This is a genomic window from Nocardioides ultimimeridianus (assembly GCF_054777895.1).
Map to the genome: position 1 here is coordinate 210,502 of NZ_BAAHAB010000004.1, position 17,618 is coordinate 228,119.

General features: G+C 71.0%; 16 protein-coding genes. 8 read left to right on the forward strand and 8 right to left on the reverse strand.

The genetic code is table 11. The features are described 5' to 3' along the window. Position 1: 1 nt before the first annotated feature. Entirely contained in the window at positions 2–538 is a 537-nt protein-coding gene (locus tag ACYU8V_RS03410; protein ID WP_460845159.1) for an MOSC domain-containing protein, read from the reverse strand. A 2-nt stretch (positions 539–540) separates the two neighbouring features. Then, positions 541–1,308, reverse strand: coding sequence for a type I methionyl aminopeptidase (map, locus tag ACYU8V_RS03415; RefSeq protein ID WP_460845160.1), 768 nt, complete (start codon positions 1,306–1,308; stop codon positions 541–543). A 164-nt stretch (positions 1,309–1,472) separates the two neighbouring features. Between map and ACYU8V_RS03420 the strand changes: the two genes are divergently transcribed. From ACYU8V_RS03420 to ACYU8V_RS03435, 4 genes are read left to right on the forward strand one after another with little or no spacing between them, the layout of a single operon-like run. Further along, on the forward strand, positions 1,473–3,032 hold the full coding sequence (locus ACYU8V_RS03420) for an amino acid permease (protein ID WP_460845162.1): 1,560 nt from the start codon (positions 1,473–1,475) through the stop codon (positions 3,030–3,032). Between the two features lie 5 nt (positions 3,033–3,037). Further along, positions 3,038–3,895 carry a glutamate ABC transporter substrate-binding protein gene (locus ACYU8V_RS03425; RefSeq protein ID WP_460845163.1) on the forward strand — a complete coding sequence of 286 codons (858 nt, stop codon included), beginning with the start codon at positions 3,038–3,040 and terminating at the stop codon, positions 3,893–3,895. Between the two features lie 3 nt (positions 3,896–3,898). Further along, positions 3,899–5,788: a putative nucleotidyltransferase substrate binding domain-containing protein gene (locus ACYU8V_RS03430; protein ID WP_460845166.1), complete on the forward strand. Its 1,890-nt coding sequence runs from the start codon at positions 3,899–3,901 to the stop codon at positions 5,786–5,788. Beyond that, a complete protein-coding gene (locus ACYU8V_RS03435) occupies positions 5,785–6,594 on the forward strand; it encodes a metallophosphoesterase (RefSeq protein ID WP_460845167.1) in 810 nt (269 codons plus the stop codon). Before ACYU8V_RS03430 ends, ACYU8V_RS03435 begins: the two co-directional genes overlap by 4 nt. Here ACYU8V_RS03435 and ACYU8V_RS03440 read toward each other — a convergent pair. From ACYU8V_RS03440 to ACYU8V_RS03455, 4 genes are read right to left on the reverse strand one after another with little or no spacing between them, the layout of a single operon-like run. After that, complete coding sequence (locus tag ACYU8V_RS03440; protein ID WP_460845169.1) at positions 6,591–7,403, reverse strand: enoyl-CoA hydratase; 813 nt, start codon at positions 7,401–7,403, stop codon at positions 6,591–6,593. The genes ACYU8V_RS03435 and ACYU8V_RS03440 overlap by 4 nt on opposite strands. Continuing rightward, the gene (locus ACYU8V_RS03445) at positions 7,403–8,563 is read right to left on the reverse strand and encodes a thiolase domain-containing protein (RefSeq protein WP_460845170.1); all 1,161 of its coding nucleotides are present in this window, start codon (positions 8,561–8,563) and stop codon (positions 7,403–7,405) included. The genes ACYU8V_RS03440 and ACYU8V_RS03445 overlap by 1 nt, the downstream gene beginning before the upstream one ends. After that, positions 8,563–9,618: a thiolase domain-containing protein gene (locus ACYU8V_RS03450; protein ID WP_460845172.1), complete on the reverse strand. Its 1,056-nt coding sequence runs from the start codon at positions 9,616–9,618 to the stop codon at positions 8,563–8,565. The genes ACYU8V_RS03445 and ACYU8V_RS03450 overlap by 1 nt, the downstream gene beginning before the upstream one ends. 60 nt (positions 9,619–9,678) lie before the next feature. Next, entirely contained in the window at positions 9,679–10,635 is a 957-nt protein-coding gene (locus tag ACYU8V_RS03455; RefSeq protein WP_460845174.1) for a Zn-ribbon domain-containing OB-fold protein, read from the reverse strand. 60 nt (positions 10,636–10,695) lie between these two features. Between ACYU8V_RS03455 and ACYU8V_RS03460 the strand changes: the two genes are divergently transcribed. Further along, complete coding sequence (locus ACYU8V_RS03460) at positions 10,696–11,739, forward strand: LLM class F420-dependent oxidoreductase (RefSeq protein WP_460845176.1); 1,044 nt, start codon at positions 10,696–10,698, stop codon at positions 11,737–11,739. Between the two features lie 4 nt (positions 11,740–11,743). On the opposite strand, the gene ACYU8V_RS03465 is transcribed toward ACYU8V_RS03460, so the two are convergent. Continuing rightward, a complete protein-coding gene (locus ACYU8V_RS03465) occupies positions 11,744–12,466 on the reverse strand; it encodes a TetR/AcrR family transcriptional regulator (RefSeq protein ID WP_460845179.1) in 723 nt (240 codons plus the stop codon). A 58-nt stretch (positions 12,467–12,524) separates the two neighbouring features. Beyond that, positions 12,525–14,048 carry an FAD-dependent oxidoreductase gene (locus tag ACYU8V_RS03470; RefSeq protein ID WP_460845180.1) on the reverse strand — a complete coding sequence of 508 codons (1,524 nt, stop codon included), beginning with the start codon at positions 14,046–14,048 and terminating at the stop codon, positions 12,525–12,527. A gap of 218 nt (positions 14,049–14,266) precedes the next feature. Here ACYU8V_RS03470 and ACYU8V_RS03475 point away from each other — a divergent pair, with 218 nt between their 5' ends. Genes ACYU8V_RS03475 through ACYU8V_RS03485 form a run of 3 tightly spaced genes read left to right on the forward strand, consistent with a single transcriptional unit; the run spans position 14,267 to position 17,608 of the window. Beyond that, a complete protein-coding gene (locus ACYU8V_RS03475) occupies positions 14,267–15,250 on the forward strand; it encodes an AurF N-oxygenase family protein (protein ID WP_460845181.1) in 984 nt (327 codons plus the stop codon). Between the two features lie 19 nt (positions 15,251–15,269). Further along, a complete protein-coding gene (locus ACYU8V_RS03480) occupies positions 15,270–16,085 on the forward strand; it encodes an alpha/beta fold hydrolase (protein WP_460845182.1) in 816 nt (271 codons plus the stop codon). Then, complete coding sequence (locus tag ACYU8V_RS03485) at positions 16,082–17,608, forward strand: flavin-containing monooxygenase (protein WP_460845184.1); 1,527 nt, start codon at positions 16,082–16,084, stop codon at positions 17,606–17,608. Before ACYU8V_RS03480 ends, ACYU8V_RS03485 begins: the two co-directional genes overlap by 4 nt. Positions 17,609–17,618 lie beyond the last annotated feature (10 nt).

Genomic DNA, 17,618 nt, shown 5'->3' on the forward strand with positions numbered 1-17,618 from the left:
CTCACACCCGGATCAGCGGGTGGTGCGGGCCGGGCGGGAGCGTCACCTCGACCGGCGTCCCGGGTCCGACGGTGCCACTGCGGCTCACGACGCCCATCACGCCGGCGAGCCGCTCGACCGTGCCGTCCGCTCCGGGGCGGACCAGCCGCTTGAGCAGCCCGGGGGAGAACGCGTCGATCTGCACGCACGGGTTGCGCAGCCCGGTCACCGTCACGACCGCCTCGCCGAGATGCAGCCGCGTGCCGACCGGGAGGCCGAGCAGGTCCAGGCCGCGGGTGGTGATGTTCTCGCCGAGCTGGCCGGGGGCGACGGAGAAGCCCGCCGCGGCGAGCTGGTCGAACAGCTCGGCGTGGATCAGGTGCACCTGGCGCAGGTTCGGCTGCGACGGGTCCTGCGCGACACGGGAGCGGTGCTGGACGGTCACGCCGAGGTGCGCGTCGCCCTCGACGCCGAGGCCCTCGAGCAGTCGCACCTCGTCGTACGACGTCTTGCTGAACTCGTGCGAGGCGTGCCGGTGCACGGCCACGACCTCGCCCATGGTCAGCCCCGGGCGGTGAGGACGAGCGGGTCGCCGCTGGTGATGGCCACGGTGTGCTCGACGTGCGCGCCGCGCGATCCGTCGGCCGACCGGATGGTCCAGCCGTCGGGGTCGAACACGATCTCGTCGGTGGACTGCAGGAACCACGGCTCGATCGCGATCACCAGGCCCGGCTTGAGCTTCAGGCCGCGTCCGGCGCGGCCGTCGTTCGGGACGTGCGGCTCACCGTGCATCGTCCGGCCGACGCCGTGGCCGCCGAACTGGAGGTTGACCGACAGGCCGGCCTCGTGCGCGACGCTGCCGATCGCGAAGGAGATGTCGCCGAGCTTGTTGCCCGGGCGGGCGGCCGCGATGCCCGCGTCGAGCGCACGCTGCGTGACGTCGATGAGCGCCTGGTCCTTCGGGTCCGGGGTGCCGACGATCACCGACAGCGCCGAGTCCGCCACCCAACCGTCGACCGACGCGGCGAAGTCGACGGACAGCAGATCGCCGTCCTGCAGCACGTAGTCGTGCGGGAGGCCGTGCAGCACCGCGTCGTTGACGCTCGTGCAGAGCACCTTGCCGAACGGGCTGGCGCCGAACGAGGGGTGGTAGTCGATGTAGCAGGACTCCGCACCGGCGTCCTTGATCATCTTGTGGGCGAGCTCGTCGAGCTCGAGCAGGTTCACCCCCACGGCCGCCTTGTCGGCGAGGGCGCTGATCACGGACGCGACGAAGCGTCCGGCGGGTTGCATCTGCTCGATCTGGGCGGGGGTGCGGAGCTCGATCACGGGGTCCAGCCTAGGGCGTGTCGCCCGGGTGCTTGTCCTTCGCGTCGCCGTAGGTGAAGGATGCTCGTACGAGGCACGCAGTGCGGCGGGCCACCACACCCGTTGCGCTGCACATACCGGACCGGTCTGGGCACCCTCGGGCTCGTGACCACGGAGGGACCGACATGACCGCCACCCGTAACGACAACCCCATCGGCAGCTCGCTGCACGCAGAGCAGGTCGGCTACAAGCAGAGCCTGGGCAGACGCCACGTCCAGATGATCGCGATCGGCGGTGCCATCGGCACCGGCCTGTTCCTCGGGTCGGCCTCGCGGCTGCACTCGACGGGACCGGCACTGCTGATCAGCTACGCGTTCGTGGGCGTCATCGCCTACTTCCTGATGCGCTCGCTCGGCGAGCTGGTGCTGCACCGGCCGACGTCGGGCGCTTTCGTCTCCTACATGCGCGAGTTCTACGGCGAGAGCGCGGCGTACGTCACCGGCTGGATGTACTGGCTCAACTGGGCGCTGACCGGCATCGCCGAGCTGTCGGCGGTCGGGCTGTACATGCAGCACTGGTTCCCGAACCTGCACCAGTGGATCAGCGTCATGGTCGCACTCGTGGTGGTGCTCGGCATCAACCTGCTGTCGGCGCGCGCCTTCGGCGAGTTCGAGTTCTGGGCGTCGCTGCTGAAGGTCGGCGCCATCGTCATCTTCCTCGCCGTCGGCCTGGTGGTCGTCATCGGCGGCCTCAAGGTCGGCGGGCACAAGGCGGGCTTCCAGAACCTGTGGAACAACCCGGGCGGCTTCTGGCCCACCGGCGACGGCTTCTACTGGTACGGGCCGATCCTGGTGATGTCCGGTGTCGTGTTCGCCTATGCGGCCATCGAGATGGTCGGCGTCGCCGCCGGTGAGATGGAGAACCCCCAGCGCGAGGTCCCCAAGGCCGTGAACGCGGTGATCTTCCGGATCGCGGTCTTCTACGTCGGCTCGATCCTGCTGCTGTGCTCGATGCTGCCCACCTCGAACTACGTCGCGGGGATCAGCCCGTTCGTGTCGGTGTTCGGGCGCATGCACATGGACTGGATGGGTGACGTGATCCAGGCTGTCCTCATCGTCGCTGCGATGTCCAGCCTCAACTCCGGGCTCTACTCCACCGGCCGGGTGCTGCGCAGCCTCGGCATGGCCAAGCAGGCGCCCCGCTTCACACTGAAGATGAGCTCCTCGGGTGTGCCGTGGGCGGGGATCCTGATGACCTCGGTCGTCTTCGTCATGGGCATCGTGCTGAACGCGGTCGCCCCGGGCGAGGCCTTCGACATCGCCCTCGAGGCTGCCTCGATCGGCGTCGTGTTCACCTGGGCCACGATCTTCCTGTGCCAGCTGCGGCTGCGCCGGCTCTCCGACCTCGGCGTGGTCCCACCGAGCCCGTTCCGGGCGCCCGGGTCGCCCTGGACCAGCTACATCGGCCTGGCGTTCCTGGTCCTCGTCATCGTCGGCATGGCGATCTCGGGCTGGCAGTCCAGCCCCTACTTCTGGCAGAAGACCGACTTCATCGTGGTCATCATCGGCATCCCCGTGCTGGCGGCGCTGCTGGGCATCGGCTGGCTCGCCGTGCGGCCGGCCGTGAAGCGCAACACCAACGGGCAGATGGGGTCGCTGTGGACCGATACCGGTCCGCGGTACGCCGACGCCCACGGCGGGGCGAACGAGTTCGACACCGACATCACCGATCTGCCGGAGGTGTGAGCGAGATGCGAAGCGCACGGAGCACCATCGCGGCCGTGACGGCGGCCGGCGTCGCCCTGGGGATGACCCTGCTGGCCGGCTGCGGCACCCACGAGGTCAAGGCGCCGACGGTCATCAGCAGCGCCACGATCGCGAGCGGGAAGCTGACGATCGGCATCGACGAGGACCAGCCCGGCCTGGGCTACCGGTCCTCGGACGGGACGCTGAGCGGGTTCGACTACGAGACCGCGATCTACGTCGCCGGCGCCCTCGGCGTACAGCCGTCGGGCATCACCTGGGTGGAGGCGACCCCGGACAACCGGGAGAAGCTGCTCGAGAGCGGCAAGGTGCAGCTGGTCTTCTCGACGTACTCCATCACCGACGCGCGCAAGCAGGTCGTGGACTTCGCCGGGCCCTACTTCGAGGCCCACCAGTCGCTGCTGGTGCGGCTCGACGACACCTCGATCACCGGACCCACGAGCCTGCACCGCAAGACCCTGTGCTCGGTGATCGGCACGACCTCGGCCAAGTACATCGAGGACCACTACAAGGGCAGCATCACGCTGCGGGAGTACCCGCGCTTCTCCGACTGCGTCTCCGCGCTGGCGAACGGCGACGTCGACGCGGTCAGCACCGACGACGTCATCCTGGCCGGCTACGCGGCGAGCGACCAGTACAAGGGGACGCTCAAGGTGGTCGGCGACGGCTTCACCGACGAGCTCTACGGCGTCGGCGTGAAGAAGGGCGACACCGACCTGGTGGGCAAGGTGAACGCCGCGCTCACCCAGTACATCGACTCGGGTGCCTGGAAGCAGGCGCTGGAGAAGACCGTGGGTCCCTCCGGCTACAGCCTGCCGGCGCCGCCGACACCCGGCACCGACTGACCGGTGTCGCGCACGACGGGCGGGGCCGCGACGGGCGGTGCCGACGGCCTGGAGGCCTTCCTCGGGTCGCACGCACCGTTCACCTCGGCACCCGCCGAGGTGGTGCGCGCGGCCGCCGAGGCGGCCGAGGTACGACGCTACGCCCGCGGGGAGCTCGTCCTCGACGCGTTCACCGAGCCCAACGACCAGATCTGGATCGTCGTCGAGGGGCGGGTCGACGTCTGGAACGACGCCCACGGACTCAGCAGCGCCGCCGACGAGCTGCTCGGCCCGGGCGGCCTGTTCGGGTTCTCGTCGATGCTCACCGGCCGGGCCATCGGGCCGCGGGTGGTGGCCGGCTCCGACGCCGCGGTGGTGGCGCGGATCCCGCGCGACCTGGTCGCCGTGGTGTTCACCTCGCCCTCGGGGGCGGAGTTCCTCGCCACCCAGATCGGCCGCAAGGTCGAGCTAGCCTCCGGGCGGGCCGGCTACAGCACCGTGGACGAGCTGCTGGCGGGCCCGCCGCTGACGGTCGGTGCGGACGCTAGCGTGCGGGAGACGGCGAAGCGGATGACCGAGGCGGGGGTCGGGTACGCCGCCGTCTCGTGCGCTGACGGCGGCACCGGCCTGGTCACCGACGCCGACCTGCGGGCCGGCGTGCTCGCGGCGCCCGTCGACCCGGACCGGACGCGGGCGGCGGAGCTGATGGATCCCGACCCGCCCGCCGTCGTGCTGGGCTCCTCGGCCGCCGAGGCGCTCATCCTGCTCCAGGACCGCAACGCCGACTTCCTGCTCGTCACCGACCCCGGCGGAGCGCTCCGCGGCGTCGTCGGCGCGCGCGACCTCGTCGTGTCCGGCACGACCTCCGGTGTCTCCCTGCACGAGCAGCTGCGGCGGGCCGCGTCGGTCGAGGAGCTGCGCGCCCTCAGCGGCCGTACGGCGGCACTGCTCGCCGACCTCCTCGAGCAGGGCCTCGCCTCGGGCCGGGTCATCACCGTCTACTCCGCGATCATCGACACCATGATCCGGCGGGCCATCGGGCTGGTGTTCGCGCGCCACACCGAGCTGTCCACGGACGCGTTCACCTGGCTCTCCCTCGGGAGCAACGGCCGCCGCGAGGCCGTGCCGAGCTCCGACGTGGACGCGGCCGTCGCGTTCGACAACGCGGTCACGCCCGCCGAGATCGACCGCTACCGGGCCGTGTTCGTGGAGGTCGGCGAGCTGCTGGCCAGCCTCGGGCTCTCGATCGACACCCACGGCGCGACCCCCACCCGGCGCGCGTTCGCGCGCACCAACGACGAGTGGCGCAGGGCCGCGCAGCACTGGCTGGCCAGCCCCGAGCGGGACGAGGGGGCGATCATGACCTCGCTCCTGGTCGACGCCCGCCCCATCCACGGCGACCCCGGGCTGCCGGAGGTGTCGAAGGTCTTCGGCGAGCTGCGCACCCATCCGGGGACGATGCGCCTGCTCCTCCAGGAGTCGCTGGCGAAGCGGGCGCGGCGACGTACGGCTCGCGACGTGCTCAACCGGCGGCGAGGGTCCTTCGACGTCAAGGAGCACGCGCTGCTCCCGATCGTGAACCTGGCCCGCTGGTCCGCGCTCAGCGCGGGGTCCTCGGTGCTGCCGACCACCGACCGCCTCCGCGCCGCAGGAGGTACGGCGATCCTGCCGCAGCCCCAGGCGCAGGCGCTGGTCGAGGTGTTCGAGGTCCTGCAGCGGCTGCGGCTGCGCTACCAGCTCGGCGAGATGGCGCAGGGCCGACCGCCGACCGACGTCGTTCGGCTGGACGCGCTCACCCCCATCAACCGCAGCATCATCATGCGTGCCGCGCACGAGATCGCCGGTGCGCAGCGCCGGATGGAGAACGTCTCGACCTATGCCGACCCCGAGTCGTGGACGGCGCCCGAGCGATGAGCCGCCGGATCGCGGTCATCGGCGACGTCGGCGGGCACCTGGACGCGCTGCGCGCCGAGCTCGCCCGGATCGGCGTACCGGAGCAGGGTGCGGGGGAGATACCCGAGGATCTCGTGGTGGTGCAGGTCGGCGACCTGGTGCACCGCGGCCCGGACTCGGCGGGTGTGGTCGCGCTCGTCGACACCCATCTGCGGCGTACCCCGGACCGGTGGCTGCAGCTGATCGGCAACCACGAGGCCTACTACGTCTACGGCCCCCAGTTCCGGCTCGGTGAGCGACTGCACCGCGCCGCCGCGAAGACGCTGCGCGGCTGGTGGCAGGAGGGCCTGCTCCGCGCGGCGGTGGCGTTCGACGCGCGCGGCGAGACCTTCCTGGTGACCCATGCCGGGCTGACGCGGTCCTACTGGCGGCTCTACCTCGGGGCGCCGGACGACGCCTCCGACGCGGCCGCGCTGCTCAACGAGATGCTGCGGCGCGGTGACGACCGGTTGCTGCGCACCGGCCAGTTCCACGGTGGCGTGGTGGACGAGACCGCGGGGCCGCTGTGGGCGGCCGCGGACACCGAGGTCGTCGCCGGCTGGCGCGGGCACGACCTGCCGTTCAGCCAGATCCACGGGCACAGCTGCCTCGTCGGCTGGCCCGGCGGTGCCGGCCGCCAGGGGAGCCCGGTCGAGGACGCGGTCCTCGACCACGAGCTGCGACACACCACGGTCGCGCTGCGGGGTGGCCGCGTCATCGGCATCGACCCCGGGCACGGCGAGCACGCGGCGGACTCCTGGGGTTCGTGGCAGGCGGTGCTCGACTAGTCCCGGAAGACGGGCTCGCGCTTGTCCTTGCGGGCCGCCACGGCCTCCTCGAAGTTCTGGGTCATCAGCCGGATCAGCAGCTGCCCGGTGCCCTCGGCGTGCATGTGCTGCTCGAGGCTGGAGGCGTCGAGCGATCCCCACAGCGTCTTCTTCGTCAACTCGACGCCGGGCCGGCTCCAGCGGGTGATGGAGGCGGCGACCTCGAGGGCAGCGTCCACCGCCGCCCCGTCCGGCACCACCCGGGAGACGAGCCCGATCCGGTCGGCCTCCCCGGCCGGGACGTCGCGACCGGTGAGCATGATCTCCGCGGCCCGCGAGTGCCCGATCGCGCGCGGCAGCAGGTAGGAGAGCCCCAGCTCGGAGGCGGTGAGGCCGTTGTTGATCCCCGCCGCCCGGAAGTACGCCGACGCCGCCGCGACCCGCACGTCGCAGGCCAGCGCCAGGCACAGCCCGCCGCCGATGGCCGGTCCGTTGACGGCCGCGATCACCGGCTGGTGCATCCGGCGCAGGGTCAGGATCAGCTCGTCGAGGATCTCCATCGCCCGCAGCGCGACCGACACCGCGGTCAGGCCCGCGACACCCGGCATCCGCCCCCGCTCGCCGCTCTGGTCGGCGCCCGAGCAGAACGCGTCGCCCGCCCCGGTGAGCACCACCGCCCGCACCGAGTTGTCGCCGCTGAGCGCGGCCAGCCGCTCCCGGAGCGGGACCATGACGTCGAACGCCATCGAGTTCTTCCGCTCGGGGCGGTTGAGGGTCACGACCGCGACCTCGCCGTCGGACCCGTGCCGCTCCTCCAGCACGAACTCCATCAGTTGCTGGGCTTCTCGGCGCCGAGCACCCACATCGAGAAGAACTGCGACCCGCCGCCGTAGGCGTGGCCCAGCGCCCGTCGTACGCCGTCGACCTGGTGCTCGCCCGCCAGCCCCCGCACCTGCAGGGCCGCCTCGCCGAAGCGGAGCATGCCCGAGGCGCCGATCGGGTTCGAGGACAGCACGCCGCCGGAGACGTTGATCGGCAGCTTGCCGCCGAGGTTCGTCTCGCCGGCCTCGGTGAGCTTCCAGCCCTCGCCCTCGGGAGTGAAGCCGAGGTTCTCGATCCACATCGGCTCGAACCACGCGAACGGCACGTAGATCTCGGCGACGTCGATCTCCTCGAGCGGGTCGGTGATCCCCACCTGCTTCCAGAGGTACGCCGATGCGTCGCGACCCGCCTGGGGGTTGACCTGGTCGCGCTCGGCCGCGGAGGTCGGCTCGGACCGCATGGCCGTGCCGTGGATCCAGGCCGGGTTCGGCGAGGCCGCCGCGACGTCCTCGGAGGCGATGACCAGCGCGCAGGCGCCGTCGGAGGACGGGCAGGTCTCGTCGTAGTGGATCGGGTCCCACAGCATCTGCGAGGCCAGCACCTGCTCGACGGTCTTGGCCTCGTGCAGGTGCGCGTAGGGGTTCTTCAGCGCGTTGGTGCGGTCCTTGGCCGCGACGATCGCGCCGATGTGGTTCGGCGCGCCGGAGCGGCGGATGTAGGACCGCACGTGCGGCGCGAAGTAGCCGCCCGCGCCCGCGTGCACCGGCATCACGAACGGGATCGGCACCGACAGCGCCCACATCGCGTTCGACTCCGACTGCTTCTCGAAGGCCACGGTCAGCACCTTGCGATGCACGCCGGACTGCACCAGCGACGAGGCCACGATCGCCGTCGACCCACCGACGGAGCCGGCGGTGTGCACGCGGAGCAGGGGCTTGCCGACGGCGCCGAGCGCCTCGGCGAGGTAGAGCTCGGGCATCATCACGCCCTCGAACAGGTCCGGCGCCTTCCCGACCACGATCGCGTCGATCTCGTCGAGCGTCATGCCGGCGTCGGCCAGCGCGCGGTCCATGGCCTCGCGGCACAGGCCCGCCATCGAGACGTCCTCACGCTTCGCGCGGTGGTGGGTCTGGCCCACGCCGATCACCGCGGCAGGAGTCTTCGCCATCAGTTCCGTCCCTCCATCACGCACACCAGGTTCTGCTGCAGCGCCGGACCGCTGGTCGCGGTCGCGAGCGCCTTGTCCGACGTCCCGTCCCAGATCCGGCGAGCGGCCTCGCCGATCCGGATCGCGCCGCCGGTGAACAGCGGGTTGCCCGCGAGCGGGCCGCCCGACGGGTTGATCCGTACGTCGTCGGCCAGCCCGAGCGCCGAGCGCACGATGAGCTCCTGGTGGCTGAAGGGCGCGTGCAGCTCGGCCGTGTCGACGCCGTCGACGCCGCCGGCCGCGGCGACGGCCCGCTCCGTCGACGCCGAGCGGGTCAGGTCGCGGGTGCCGAGGTGCAGGCCGTCGGTGATGTGGGCCAGCCCGCTGATCCAGGCCGGCCGGTCGCGCACCTCGCGGGCGCGGTCGCCCGCGGCCAGCACGATCGCGGCCGCGCCGTCGGTGACGGGGGAGGCGTCGTGCTTGCGCAGCGGGTCGGCGTACATCGGGCGCTTGAGGAGGTCCTCCACCGAGGAGCCGCCGGACCGCACGGCGTACTCGTTCTTCTCCGCGTCGGTCAGCGACCGGTTGACGACCTCGGCCATCGCCCGCTCGTCCCACAGGCCGGCGTCGAGGCCGAGGCGGGCCTGGAGCGCGGCGATGGAGACGGTGTCGGGCCACAGCGGCGTCAGCGTGTAGGGGTCGAGCTGCAGCGCGAGGGTGCGGCGGAACACGCCCGCGGAGGCCTTGCCGAAGCCGAAGACCAGTGCGGTGTCGACCTCGCCGGTCTGGATCTTGAGCCACGCCTCGTAGAGCGCCCAGGCCGCGTCCATCTCCACGTGCGACTCGTTGACCGGCGGGATCACGCCGATCGCGTCGATGGCCGAGACGAACGAGAACGACCGCCCGGCCAGGTAGTCCGAGGACCCCGAGCACCAGAAGCCGATGTCCTTGCGGGTCCAGCCGGTCTGCTCGTAGCACTCCTGGAAGATCGGCACCAGCAGCTCGCCGCAGCTCGGCGACCCGTCGTACTCCTGCATCTGTCGCTGGGCGAAGCCCACGACCGCAACGTCTCGCATCTGAAGCCTTTCGGTGATCGAGTGCCCGCCGCGAGGGACGAGCGGCGGGTGTATCGAGATTCAGAGGTGGTGCTTGTAGGTGTCGTAGTCCGCGTCCGGCTCGCCGGTCGGCGCGAAGTGGCTGATGTTCTCGATCGTGGTGCCCCACTCCTCGCGCGGCTTCCACACCGCCTTCACCCGCAGGCCCATCCGGATGTCCTCCGCGGGGATGTCGAGGATCAGGTGCTGCAGGGCGATGTCCGCACCGTCGAGCAGGATGTACGCCGACACGTACGGCGGCGTGATCTTCTGCCCCAGGAACGGGACGTTGACGATGCAGAACGTCGTCACGGTGCCGGTGTCGGAGAGCTCGATCTCCTCCTCGGTGGGCACGCCGTCGACAGGGCAGGCCGCCCGCGGCGGCACGTAGACCTTGCGGCAGACCGGGCAGCGCTGGCCCAGGATCCGGCCCTCGGCCAGGCCGCGGAAGAACGCCGACTCCTCGGGCGAGGCGGCGTAGGTGTAGTCGAGGCTGACCGGCGTGACGATGCCGGTCACGGGCTCGCCGTAGTTCGCGGGCGGCCGCAGGTCCCCGCTGGGCGCCGAGCCCTCCGGCTCGAAGACGAGGTCCGTGATCAGACCGGCCCGCTCCTCGGCCCACCGCGCCCGCACCCGCATCCCGGTCGAGATCTCGTCGGGGGAGGACACGTCGACCGCGTGCAGCCACGGCGAGTCGGCGCCGTCGATGGTGATCAGCGCGAAGGCGAACGGTCGGTCGAAGGGCTGGCCCTTGACCGGTTCGCTCACCCAGGTCCACGACGTGACGACGCCGGTGTCGGGCAGGTCGACGAAGTCGCCGACCTCGCGGTGCGACGTGGGGTCGAACTCCGGCGGCGGCACCACGACCCGGCCGTCGTCGAGCCGGGCGCCGACGATCCGCTGCTCGCGCAGGCCGGTCAGGAAGCGGCCCAGTACCGGGCCGACGGATCGGGTGTAGTCGAATGACACCGTCACGGGTGCCGACAGGGTGCGACTCATGACACCAAGTAGAACACGTTCTATTATTCGGTTTCAACGACCAACCACCGGAGGTTTCGCATGAAGCTCGGATTGCAGCTCGGCTACTGGGGCGCGCAGCCGCCCACCGGCACCGGCGAGCTCGTCGCAGCCGCCGAGGACGCGGGCTGGGACGCGATCTTCACCGCGGAGGCGTGGGGGAGCGACGCGTTCACCCCGCTGGCGTGGTGGGGCCGGGAAACGTCACGCGTGCGGCTCGGCACGTCGATCGTGCAGATGTCGGGTCGTACGCCGGCCTCGATCGCGATGCACGCCCTGACCCTCGACCACCTCAGCGGCGGCCGGGTGGTCCTGGGCATGGGCGTCAGCGGTCCGCAGGTGGTGGAGGGCTGGTACGGCGTACCTTTCGAGAAGCCGTTGGCCCGCACCCGCGAGGTCGTCTCGATCATCCGTCAGGTGCTCGCCCGCGAGGCGCCGGTCACCAACGACGGCCCGCACCATCCGCTGCCGTACCAGGGGCCGGGCGCGGTGGGGCTCGGCAAGCCGCTGAAGTCGATCGTGCACCCGTTGCGTGCTGACATCCCGATCTGGCTGGGTGCCGAGGGGCCGAAGAACGTGGCGCAGACCGCCGAGATCGCCGATGGCTGGATCCCGATCTTCTACACGCCCCAGAGCGCGGGGATGTACCAGCCCTGGCTGGACGAGGGGTTCGCGCGGCCCGGCGCGCGGCGTACCCGCGCCGACTTCGAGATCGCCGCCACCTGCCACCTCCAGATCACCACCAGCGAGGAGGAGCGCCGGGCGGTCATCGAGGCCATGAAGCCCGTCGTCGCGCTCTACATGGGTGGCATGGGCGCCAAGGACCAGAACTTCCACAAGAACGTCTTCGAGCGGATGGGCTACGCCGCCATCACCGACCAGGTGCAGGAGCTCTTCCTCGCCCAGAAGCGCGACGAGGCGACCGCGCTCATCCCCGACGAGCTCGTCGAGGACATGCACATCGTCGGTGACGCGGCCTATGTCAAGGAGCGGGTCGCCGAGTGGGAGTCCACCGGCGTCACGACGCTCCTGCTCAGCTGCCGCAGCGCCGAGGAGGTCCGCCAGGTCGCCGAGGTCCTGGCGTAGCGGCTCAGGCCTCGCCCGGCCCGTTCAGGTAGGCGTCCGGGGGACCGAAGAGCTCGCGCAGCTCGACGTCGGGGGTCAGCGGGATCCCCAGGTCGCCGGCGAAGCCCTGGATCTGGAACCAGATCGAGCGGGACAGGGTGAGGATCACGATGTCCTGGCTCAGGGCGCCTGCAGGCGTCCGGGTCCAGTGCTCGACCATGCCGCGCGCCTGGGCGATGACCCCGTAGACCATCGGCTCCAGCAGCTTGGCGTCGATGACGATGTCGCTGGAGATGATGCCCGCGGCGAAGCTGATCACCGACATCACCCGGCCGGCCAGCTGGTCGATGCCCTCGGCCGCCTCGCTGGGCTTTCCGTCGCCGAGGTCGCGGGTCGCGGCCAGGTAGAGCTTGGGGTTGTCCGCCACCCAGTTGACGTACGCCGCCGTGGTGCGCGTGATGATCTCCGGGATCGTGCCCTCGAGGCTCAGCCCGGCGGTGATGGCGTCGTACATCTGCTCGACGAGGCGCCGCTGCACGGTGCGGTTGAGCTCCTCGCGGCCGTTGAAGTGGCGATAGACGACGGTCCGCACCAGACCCGCCCGCTCCGCGATCTCCTGCACCTTCGGCTCGGAGCCCTCGGGCGCCGCCTGGATGGCCTCGATCGCCGCGTCGACGATGAGCTCCTTGCGGTTGGCGTTGTGCTCGTCCCAGCGCGCAGCGCGGCGGGGCGGGAACACGTCGGTCACGCGCGCAGCCTATCCGCAGGACGGGCGAGGGACGGTTGCGGGCGCGTTACGCCCGGGACTAACGTCCCGCGGCGGCCGCCAGTGCCTCGCGGTCCAGCAGCTTGACCCGTGGCCGGTCCGCCGCGACACCCGCTGCGCGCTCGGCCGCGGCGATGCGCTGCCAGCCGCGCAGGTCGATGGCGTCCAGGGCCGGCGGGGGAGTCGTCGGTGCGGCGAGCAGCCCGGCCCGCGCGTCCTCCAGCAGCGCCCCCACGGTCTCGGTCGCGTCGGTCTTGTTGGTGCCGATGAACCCGTTCGGGCCGCGCTTGATCCACCCGGCGACGTACGTGCCCGGCGTGACGCGTCCGCGCTCGTTCGGGACGACGGCGCGCTCCTCGTCGAACGGCAGGTCCGGTACGGCGTGCGCCCGATAGCCGACCGCGCGGATGACCAGCCCCGCCTCGATGACCTCCCCGGTGCCCTTGAGCTCGACCCCCGTGGCCCGATCGGTCCCGAGGATGCGCTCGGCCTCCGCCAGGAACCGGAACACGATCCGCCGGCGGCCACCGCCGAGCGGGGCGCGCCCGGCGAGCAGCCGCAGCTGCCGTGTCTTCGCAGTGGTCGTCGGGATCTCGCCCTCGACCACGATGTCGATGTCGTGCTCGCCGGAGAGGCCGATCATCTCGGGCAGCGTGAACGCGGCGTGCTCGGGTCCGCGGCGGCCGAGGACCACGACCTCCTCGATCCGGCTGTCGCGCAGCGCGGCGAGGGCGACGTCGCTGATGTCGGTGTGCACGAGGTGCTCCGGCGGCAGGGTGAGGACCCGGGCGACGTCGAGGGCGACGTTGCCGTTGCCGATGACGACGGCGCGCCGGGTGGCGAGGTCGTAGCTGTCGTGGGCGCGCTCGGGGTGGCCGTTGTACCAGGCGACGAGCTCGGTGGCGGACACGCTGCCGGGCAGGTCCTCGCCCTCGACACCCAGGCGCCGGTCGGTCGCAGCGCCGACCGAGTACAGCACCGCGTCGTACGCCGCCGACAGCTGCTCGTGGGTCACGTCGACGCCGACCTCGACGCCGAGGCGGTAGTCGAAGCCCTGCTCCTGCTCGATCTGCGCGAACAGGTCCTGGGCGCGCTTGGTGCGGGTGTGGTCGGGCGCGACGCCCGCGCGGACCAGGCCGTGCGGGGTGAGCAGCCGGTCGTAGACGTGCACGGTCATGCCGGGCACCTTGAGCAGCTCGTCGGCGGCGTACAGGCCCGCCGGGCCGGCCCCGACGACGGCGACGCGCATCGGCGCCACGTCGTAGGACCGCTTCTCGACCAGCGCGAGGGGCGTGCGGTCCGCGTGCGGCTCGCCGACGAAGTAGGCGTTGTTCAGCTCGACGAAGGGCAGCTGGTCCGGGGTCAGGCGCGAGACGTGGTCGATGGCGCCGACCGGGCATGCCGTGGTGCACGCGCCGCAGTCGACGCAGGCCGCGGCGTCGATGTAGAGCATCTCTGCGGTGCCGAACCCGGGCTCGCCGGGGGCGGGGTGGATGCAGTTCACCGGGCACGCGAGCACGCAGGAGGCATCGGCGCAGCAGGACTGGGTCACGACGTGGGGCATGGGCTCACCGTACCTGCTACAGAGTGTCGCGCTAGCAGGAATCGGAATGTGAAAAACGCCCTAACCTTCAGGCATCACCGGCGTTTGAACGGGTACGTGTCAGATGCGACACCCTGTAGCGCTAGCTCTTGTGCAAGCAGGCATACCGTGAGTATGGTCCGTGTTACGAGGAAGTTTCCTCCGGCCGAACGGCCGCGGATAAGGAGGTCCGAGAACCCATGTCGAACCAGACGCTGTCGCGGGACACCGCTGAGTACCACGAGCTGCTCAAGACGCTCTCCGAGGGATCGGTGAAGCAGAACTTCGAGGCGTTCGTCGACATCGCCTGGGACGACCCGGCCTACGCCGTCGTACCCGACGACGACCGGTGGATCCTCCCCAAGTCCTTCCCGATCGGTCGCCACGAGTGGTACGTCGGCCTGCCGCGGGAGCGCCAGATCGAGATCGGCATGGCCTACCAGGCGCAGCTGGCGAAGGTCGGACTGCAGTTCGAGAGCGTCCTGATCCGCGGCGTCATGGAGTACGTCTTCAAGCTGGACAACCAGGACCCCGAGTACCGGTACCTCATGCACGAGGTCACCGAGGAGACCCACCACACCCAGATGTTCCAGGAGCTGGTGAACCGCATCGGCGTGGACGTCAAGGGCGCGCGCAAGGGCCTCAAGGCCCTGAACTCGCTCGCCGCGCTTTTCGGCGGCTGGCTTCCCGAGCTGTTCTTCACCGGCGTGCTCGCCGGCGAGGAGCCGATCGACCACACCCAGAAGGCGGTGCTGCGCGGGGCCGAGTCGGCCGCCATGCACCCGCTGATGGTGCGCATCATGCAGATCCACGTGGCCGAGGAGGCCCGCCACATCTCCTTCGCGCACGCCTACCTCAACCGCACGGTCCCGATGCTGCCGCGCTGGCGCCGGGCGCTGCTCTCGGTGCTGTTCCCCGTCGTCATGCGCGTCCTCGGCGACGCGATCATGAAGCCGACCCCCGAGTTCTGTCGCCGGTACGACGTCCCGAAGAGCGTCGTCGACGACCTGTACTGGGACAGCGAGGACGGCTCCAAGATGCTGCGCGACCTGTTCGCCGACGTGCGCACGCTGGCCGAGGACTCCGGCCTGATGAACCCCGTCTCCCGTCGGGTGTGGAAGTCGCTGAGGATCGACGGGCGCCCCGCGCGCTACCGCAGCGAACCCGCCCCCATGGCCGCCTGATCGGACTAGGTTTCCACTCATGCTCAAGTACGAGATCGCCGGATCCGGCGCGCCCTTGGTCCTGGTGCACGGCATCAGCCACCGCCGCCAGGCGTGGTACCCGGTCCTGGACCAGCTGTCCGAGCACCGCACCGTCATCCTGTTCGACCTGCCCGGTCACGGGCAGTCGCACGACCTGGTGACCAACGGCCGTCCGGTCACCGACGTCCTCCACGACGAGCTCGTCGGGTTCTTCGACCAGCTCGGCCTGGACCGTCCCCACATCGGCGGCAACTCGCTCGGCGGCCGGATCGCGCTCGAGGCCGCGGCCGACGACCTGGTCGCCAGCGCCACGGCGCTCTCGCCGGCGGGCTTCTGGAAGAACTCCGTGGACTTCGCCTACACCCGTGCGCTGTTCGCGACCGTGATCACCTTCGCCCGGATCGCGCAGCCGCTGGCCCCGACGCTGGCCCACCACAAGTACGGCCGCGCCGCGATGCTCGGCTGGCTGCACGCGCACCCGACGCGGGTCGACCCCGAGCTGATGATCGGCGACGCCCGCGCGATGGTCCGCGCCCGTCCGGCCCTGCGCACGATGATCCGCCAGGGCACGGTCTTCGACCGCCCGATCCCCGACCACATCCCCGTCACCATCGCCTGGGCCGAGCGCGACCGGGTGCTGCCGCCGTACCAGGCGAAGCGGGCGGCGGCCGCCTACCCGGACCTGGAGCACCTGATGATGAAGGACGTCGGCCACGTGCCCATGCCCGAGGACCCGGAGATGGTCGCGAAGGTGCTGCTCGAGGGCAGCGGCGGCATCCAGGCCGCCCTCGACCCGCAGGCAGGTGTCGCATGAGCGCCGCCTCCGCCAAGCCGACCGCCGAGGTCGACGTCCTCGTCGTGGGTGCCGGCCTGTCCGGCATCGGCGTCGCGGCGCACCTCGCCCGCGACAACGCCGGCACGTCGCTGCTCATCCTCGAGCGCCGCGACGCGATCGGCGGCACCTGGGACCTCTTCCGGTACCCGGGCGTGCGCTCCGACTCCGACATGTACACCTTCGGCTACGACTTCAAGCCGTGGCACGGCACCAAGGTGCTGGCCGACGGCGCGTCGATCCGTGGGTACGTCGAGGAGACCGCCCGCGAGAACGGCCTGATGGACAAGATCCGGTTCGGGCGCCGCGTCGTGCGCGCCGACTGGTCGTCGCAGACCGGCCGCTGGACCGTGACGGCCGAGACCGACGAGGGCGTCACCGAGACCTACTCCGCGCGCTTCCTCTCCGGCTGCACCGGCTACTACGACTACGACAACGGCCACCGGCCGACGTTCCCGGGCGAGGAGACCTTCGAGGGTCGGTTCGTGCACCCGCAGTTCTGGCCCGAGGACCTCGACTACGCGGGCAAGCGCGTGGTGGTCATCGGCAGCGGCGCGACCGCCATCACCCTGGTGCCGGCGATGGCGTCCGGCCCGGGCGCGGCCGAGCACGTCACGATGCTGCAGCGCTCGCCGACGTACATCCTCTCCCTGCCCTCGCACGACCCGGTCGCGCTCGGGCTGGAGAAGGTGAAGGTGCCCGCCGAGGCGCGCTACCGGATCGGCCGGGCCCGCAACGTCGCCCTCCAGCGCGGCATGTACAAGCTCTCCAAGAGCAAGCCGGCCGTGGCGCGGCGGATCGTGCTGCAGCAGATCAAGGCGCAGTTGGGCCGCAAGGTCGACATGCGGCACTTCACGCCGTCGTACAACCCATGGGACCAGCGCCTGTGCGTCGTGCCCAACGGTGACCTGTTCAAGGTGCTCAAGTCGCACAAGGCCGACATCGTGACCGACCGGATCGCCTCGTTCACCCCCCGGGGCATCAAGCTCGAGGGTGGCGACGAGCTCGAGGCCGACATCGTCATCACGGCGACCGGTCTGGTGATCCAGCTGTTCGGCGGTGCGGAGATGTACGTCGACGGCGAGCGGGTCGAGACCCACGACCACCTGCTCTACAAGGGCACCATGTTCACCGACGTCCCGAACGCGATGTTCGTCATCGGCTACACCAACGCGTCGTGGACGCTGAAGGCCGACCTGCTCGCGCGCTTCTTCAGCAAGCTCGTCGCCCGGATGGAGAAGCACCCCGACGAGTACGCCGTGGTGCAGGCCGGTGCCGACGACGCCGACGACCACTCGATCATGGGGGAGTCGCTGACCTCGGGGTACATCGAGCGTGGCGACGTGATCATGCCGCGGCAGGGCAAGCGGATCCCGTTCCGTCAGCTCGACAGCTACTACGCGGACGTGAAGCTGCACAAGGGTGGCGTCGAGGCCGACGGTGCCCTGCAGTTCCGCAAGGTCGGCGAGCCGGTCTCACCCGGCGTACCGGTTGCCGCTAACTAGAACACGTTCT

Excerpts from the sequence above, each read along its gene's own strand:
- ACYU8V_RS03445 (WP_460845170.1), bottom strand. The coding sequence starts at position 8,563 with ATGGCGAAGACTCCTGCCGCGGTGATCGGCGTGGGCCAGACCCACCAC.
- ACYU8V_RS03460 (WP_460845176.1), top strand. The coding sequence starts at position 10,696 with ATGAAGCTCGGATTGCAGCTCGGCTACTGGGGCGCGCAGCCGCCCACC.
- ACYU8V_RS03470 (WP_460845180.1), bottom strand. The coding sequence starts at position 14,048 with ATGCCCCACGTCGTGACCCAGTCCTGCTGCGCCGATGCCTCCTGCGTG.
- ACYU8V_RS03425 (WP_460845163.1), top strand. The coding sequence starts at position 3,038 with ATGCGAAGCGCACGGAGCACCATCGCGGCCGTGACGGCGGCCGGCGTC.
- ACYU8V_RS03435 (WP_460845167.1), top strand. The coding sequence starts at position 5,785 with ATGAGCCGCCGGATCGCGGTCATCGGCGACGTCGGCGGGCACCTGGAC.
- ACYU8V_RS03410 (WP_460845159.1), bottom strand. The coding sequence starts at position 538 with ATGGGCGAGGTCGTGGCCGTGCACCGGCACGCCTCGCACGAGTTCAGC.
- ACYU8V_RS03440 (WP_460845169.1), bottom strand. The coding sequence starts at position 7,403 with ATGGAGTTCGTGCTGGAGGAGCGGCACGGGTCCGACGGCGAGGTCGCG.
- ACYU8V_RS03450 (WP_460845172.1), bottom strand. The coding sequence starts at position 9,618 with ATGCGAGACGTTGCGGTCGTGGGCTTCGCCCAGCGACAGATGCAGGAG.
- ACYU8V_RS03480 (WP_460845182.1), top strand. The coding sequence starts at position 15,270 with ATGCTCAAGTACGAGATCGCCGGATCCGGCGCGCCCTTGGTCCTGGTG.
- ACYU8V_RS03485 (WP_460845184.1), top strand. The coding sequence starts at position 16,082 with ATGAGCGCCGCCTCCGCCAAGCCGACCGCCGAGGTCGACGTCCTCGTC.
- ACYU8V_RS03420 (WP_460845162.1), top strand. The coding sequence starts at position 1,473 with ATGACCGCCACCCGTAACGACAACCCCATCGGCAGCTCGCTGCACGCA.
- ACYU8V_RS03475 (WP_460845181.1), top strand. The coding sequence starts at position 14,267 with ATGTCGAACCAGACGCTGTCGCGGGACACCGCTGAGTACCACGAGCTG.
- ACYU8V_RS03455 (WP_460845174.1), bottom strand. The coding sequence starts at position 10,635 with ATGAGTCGCACCCTGTCGGCACCCGTGACGGTGTCATTCGACTACACC.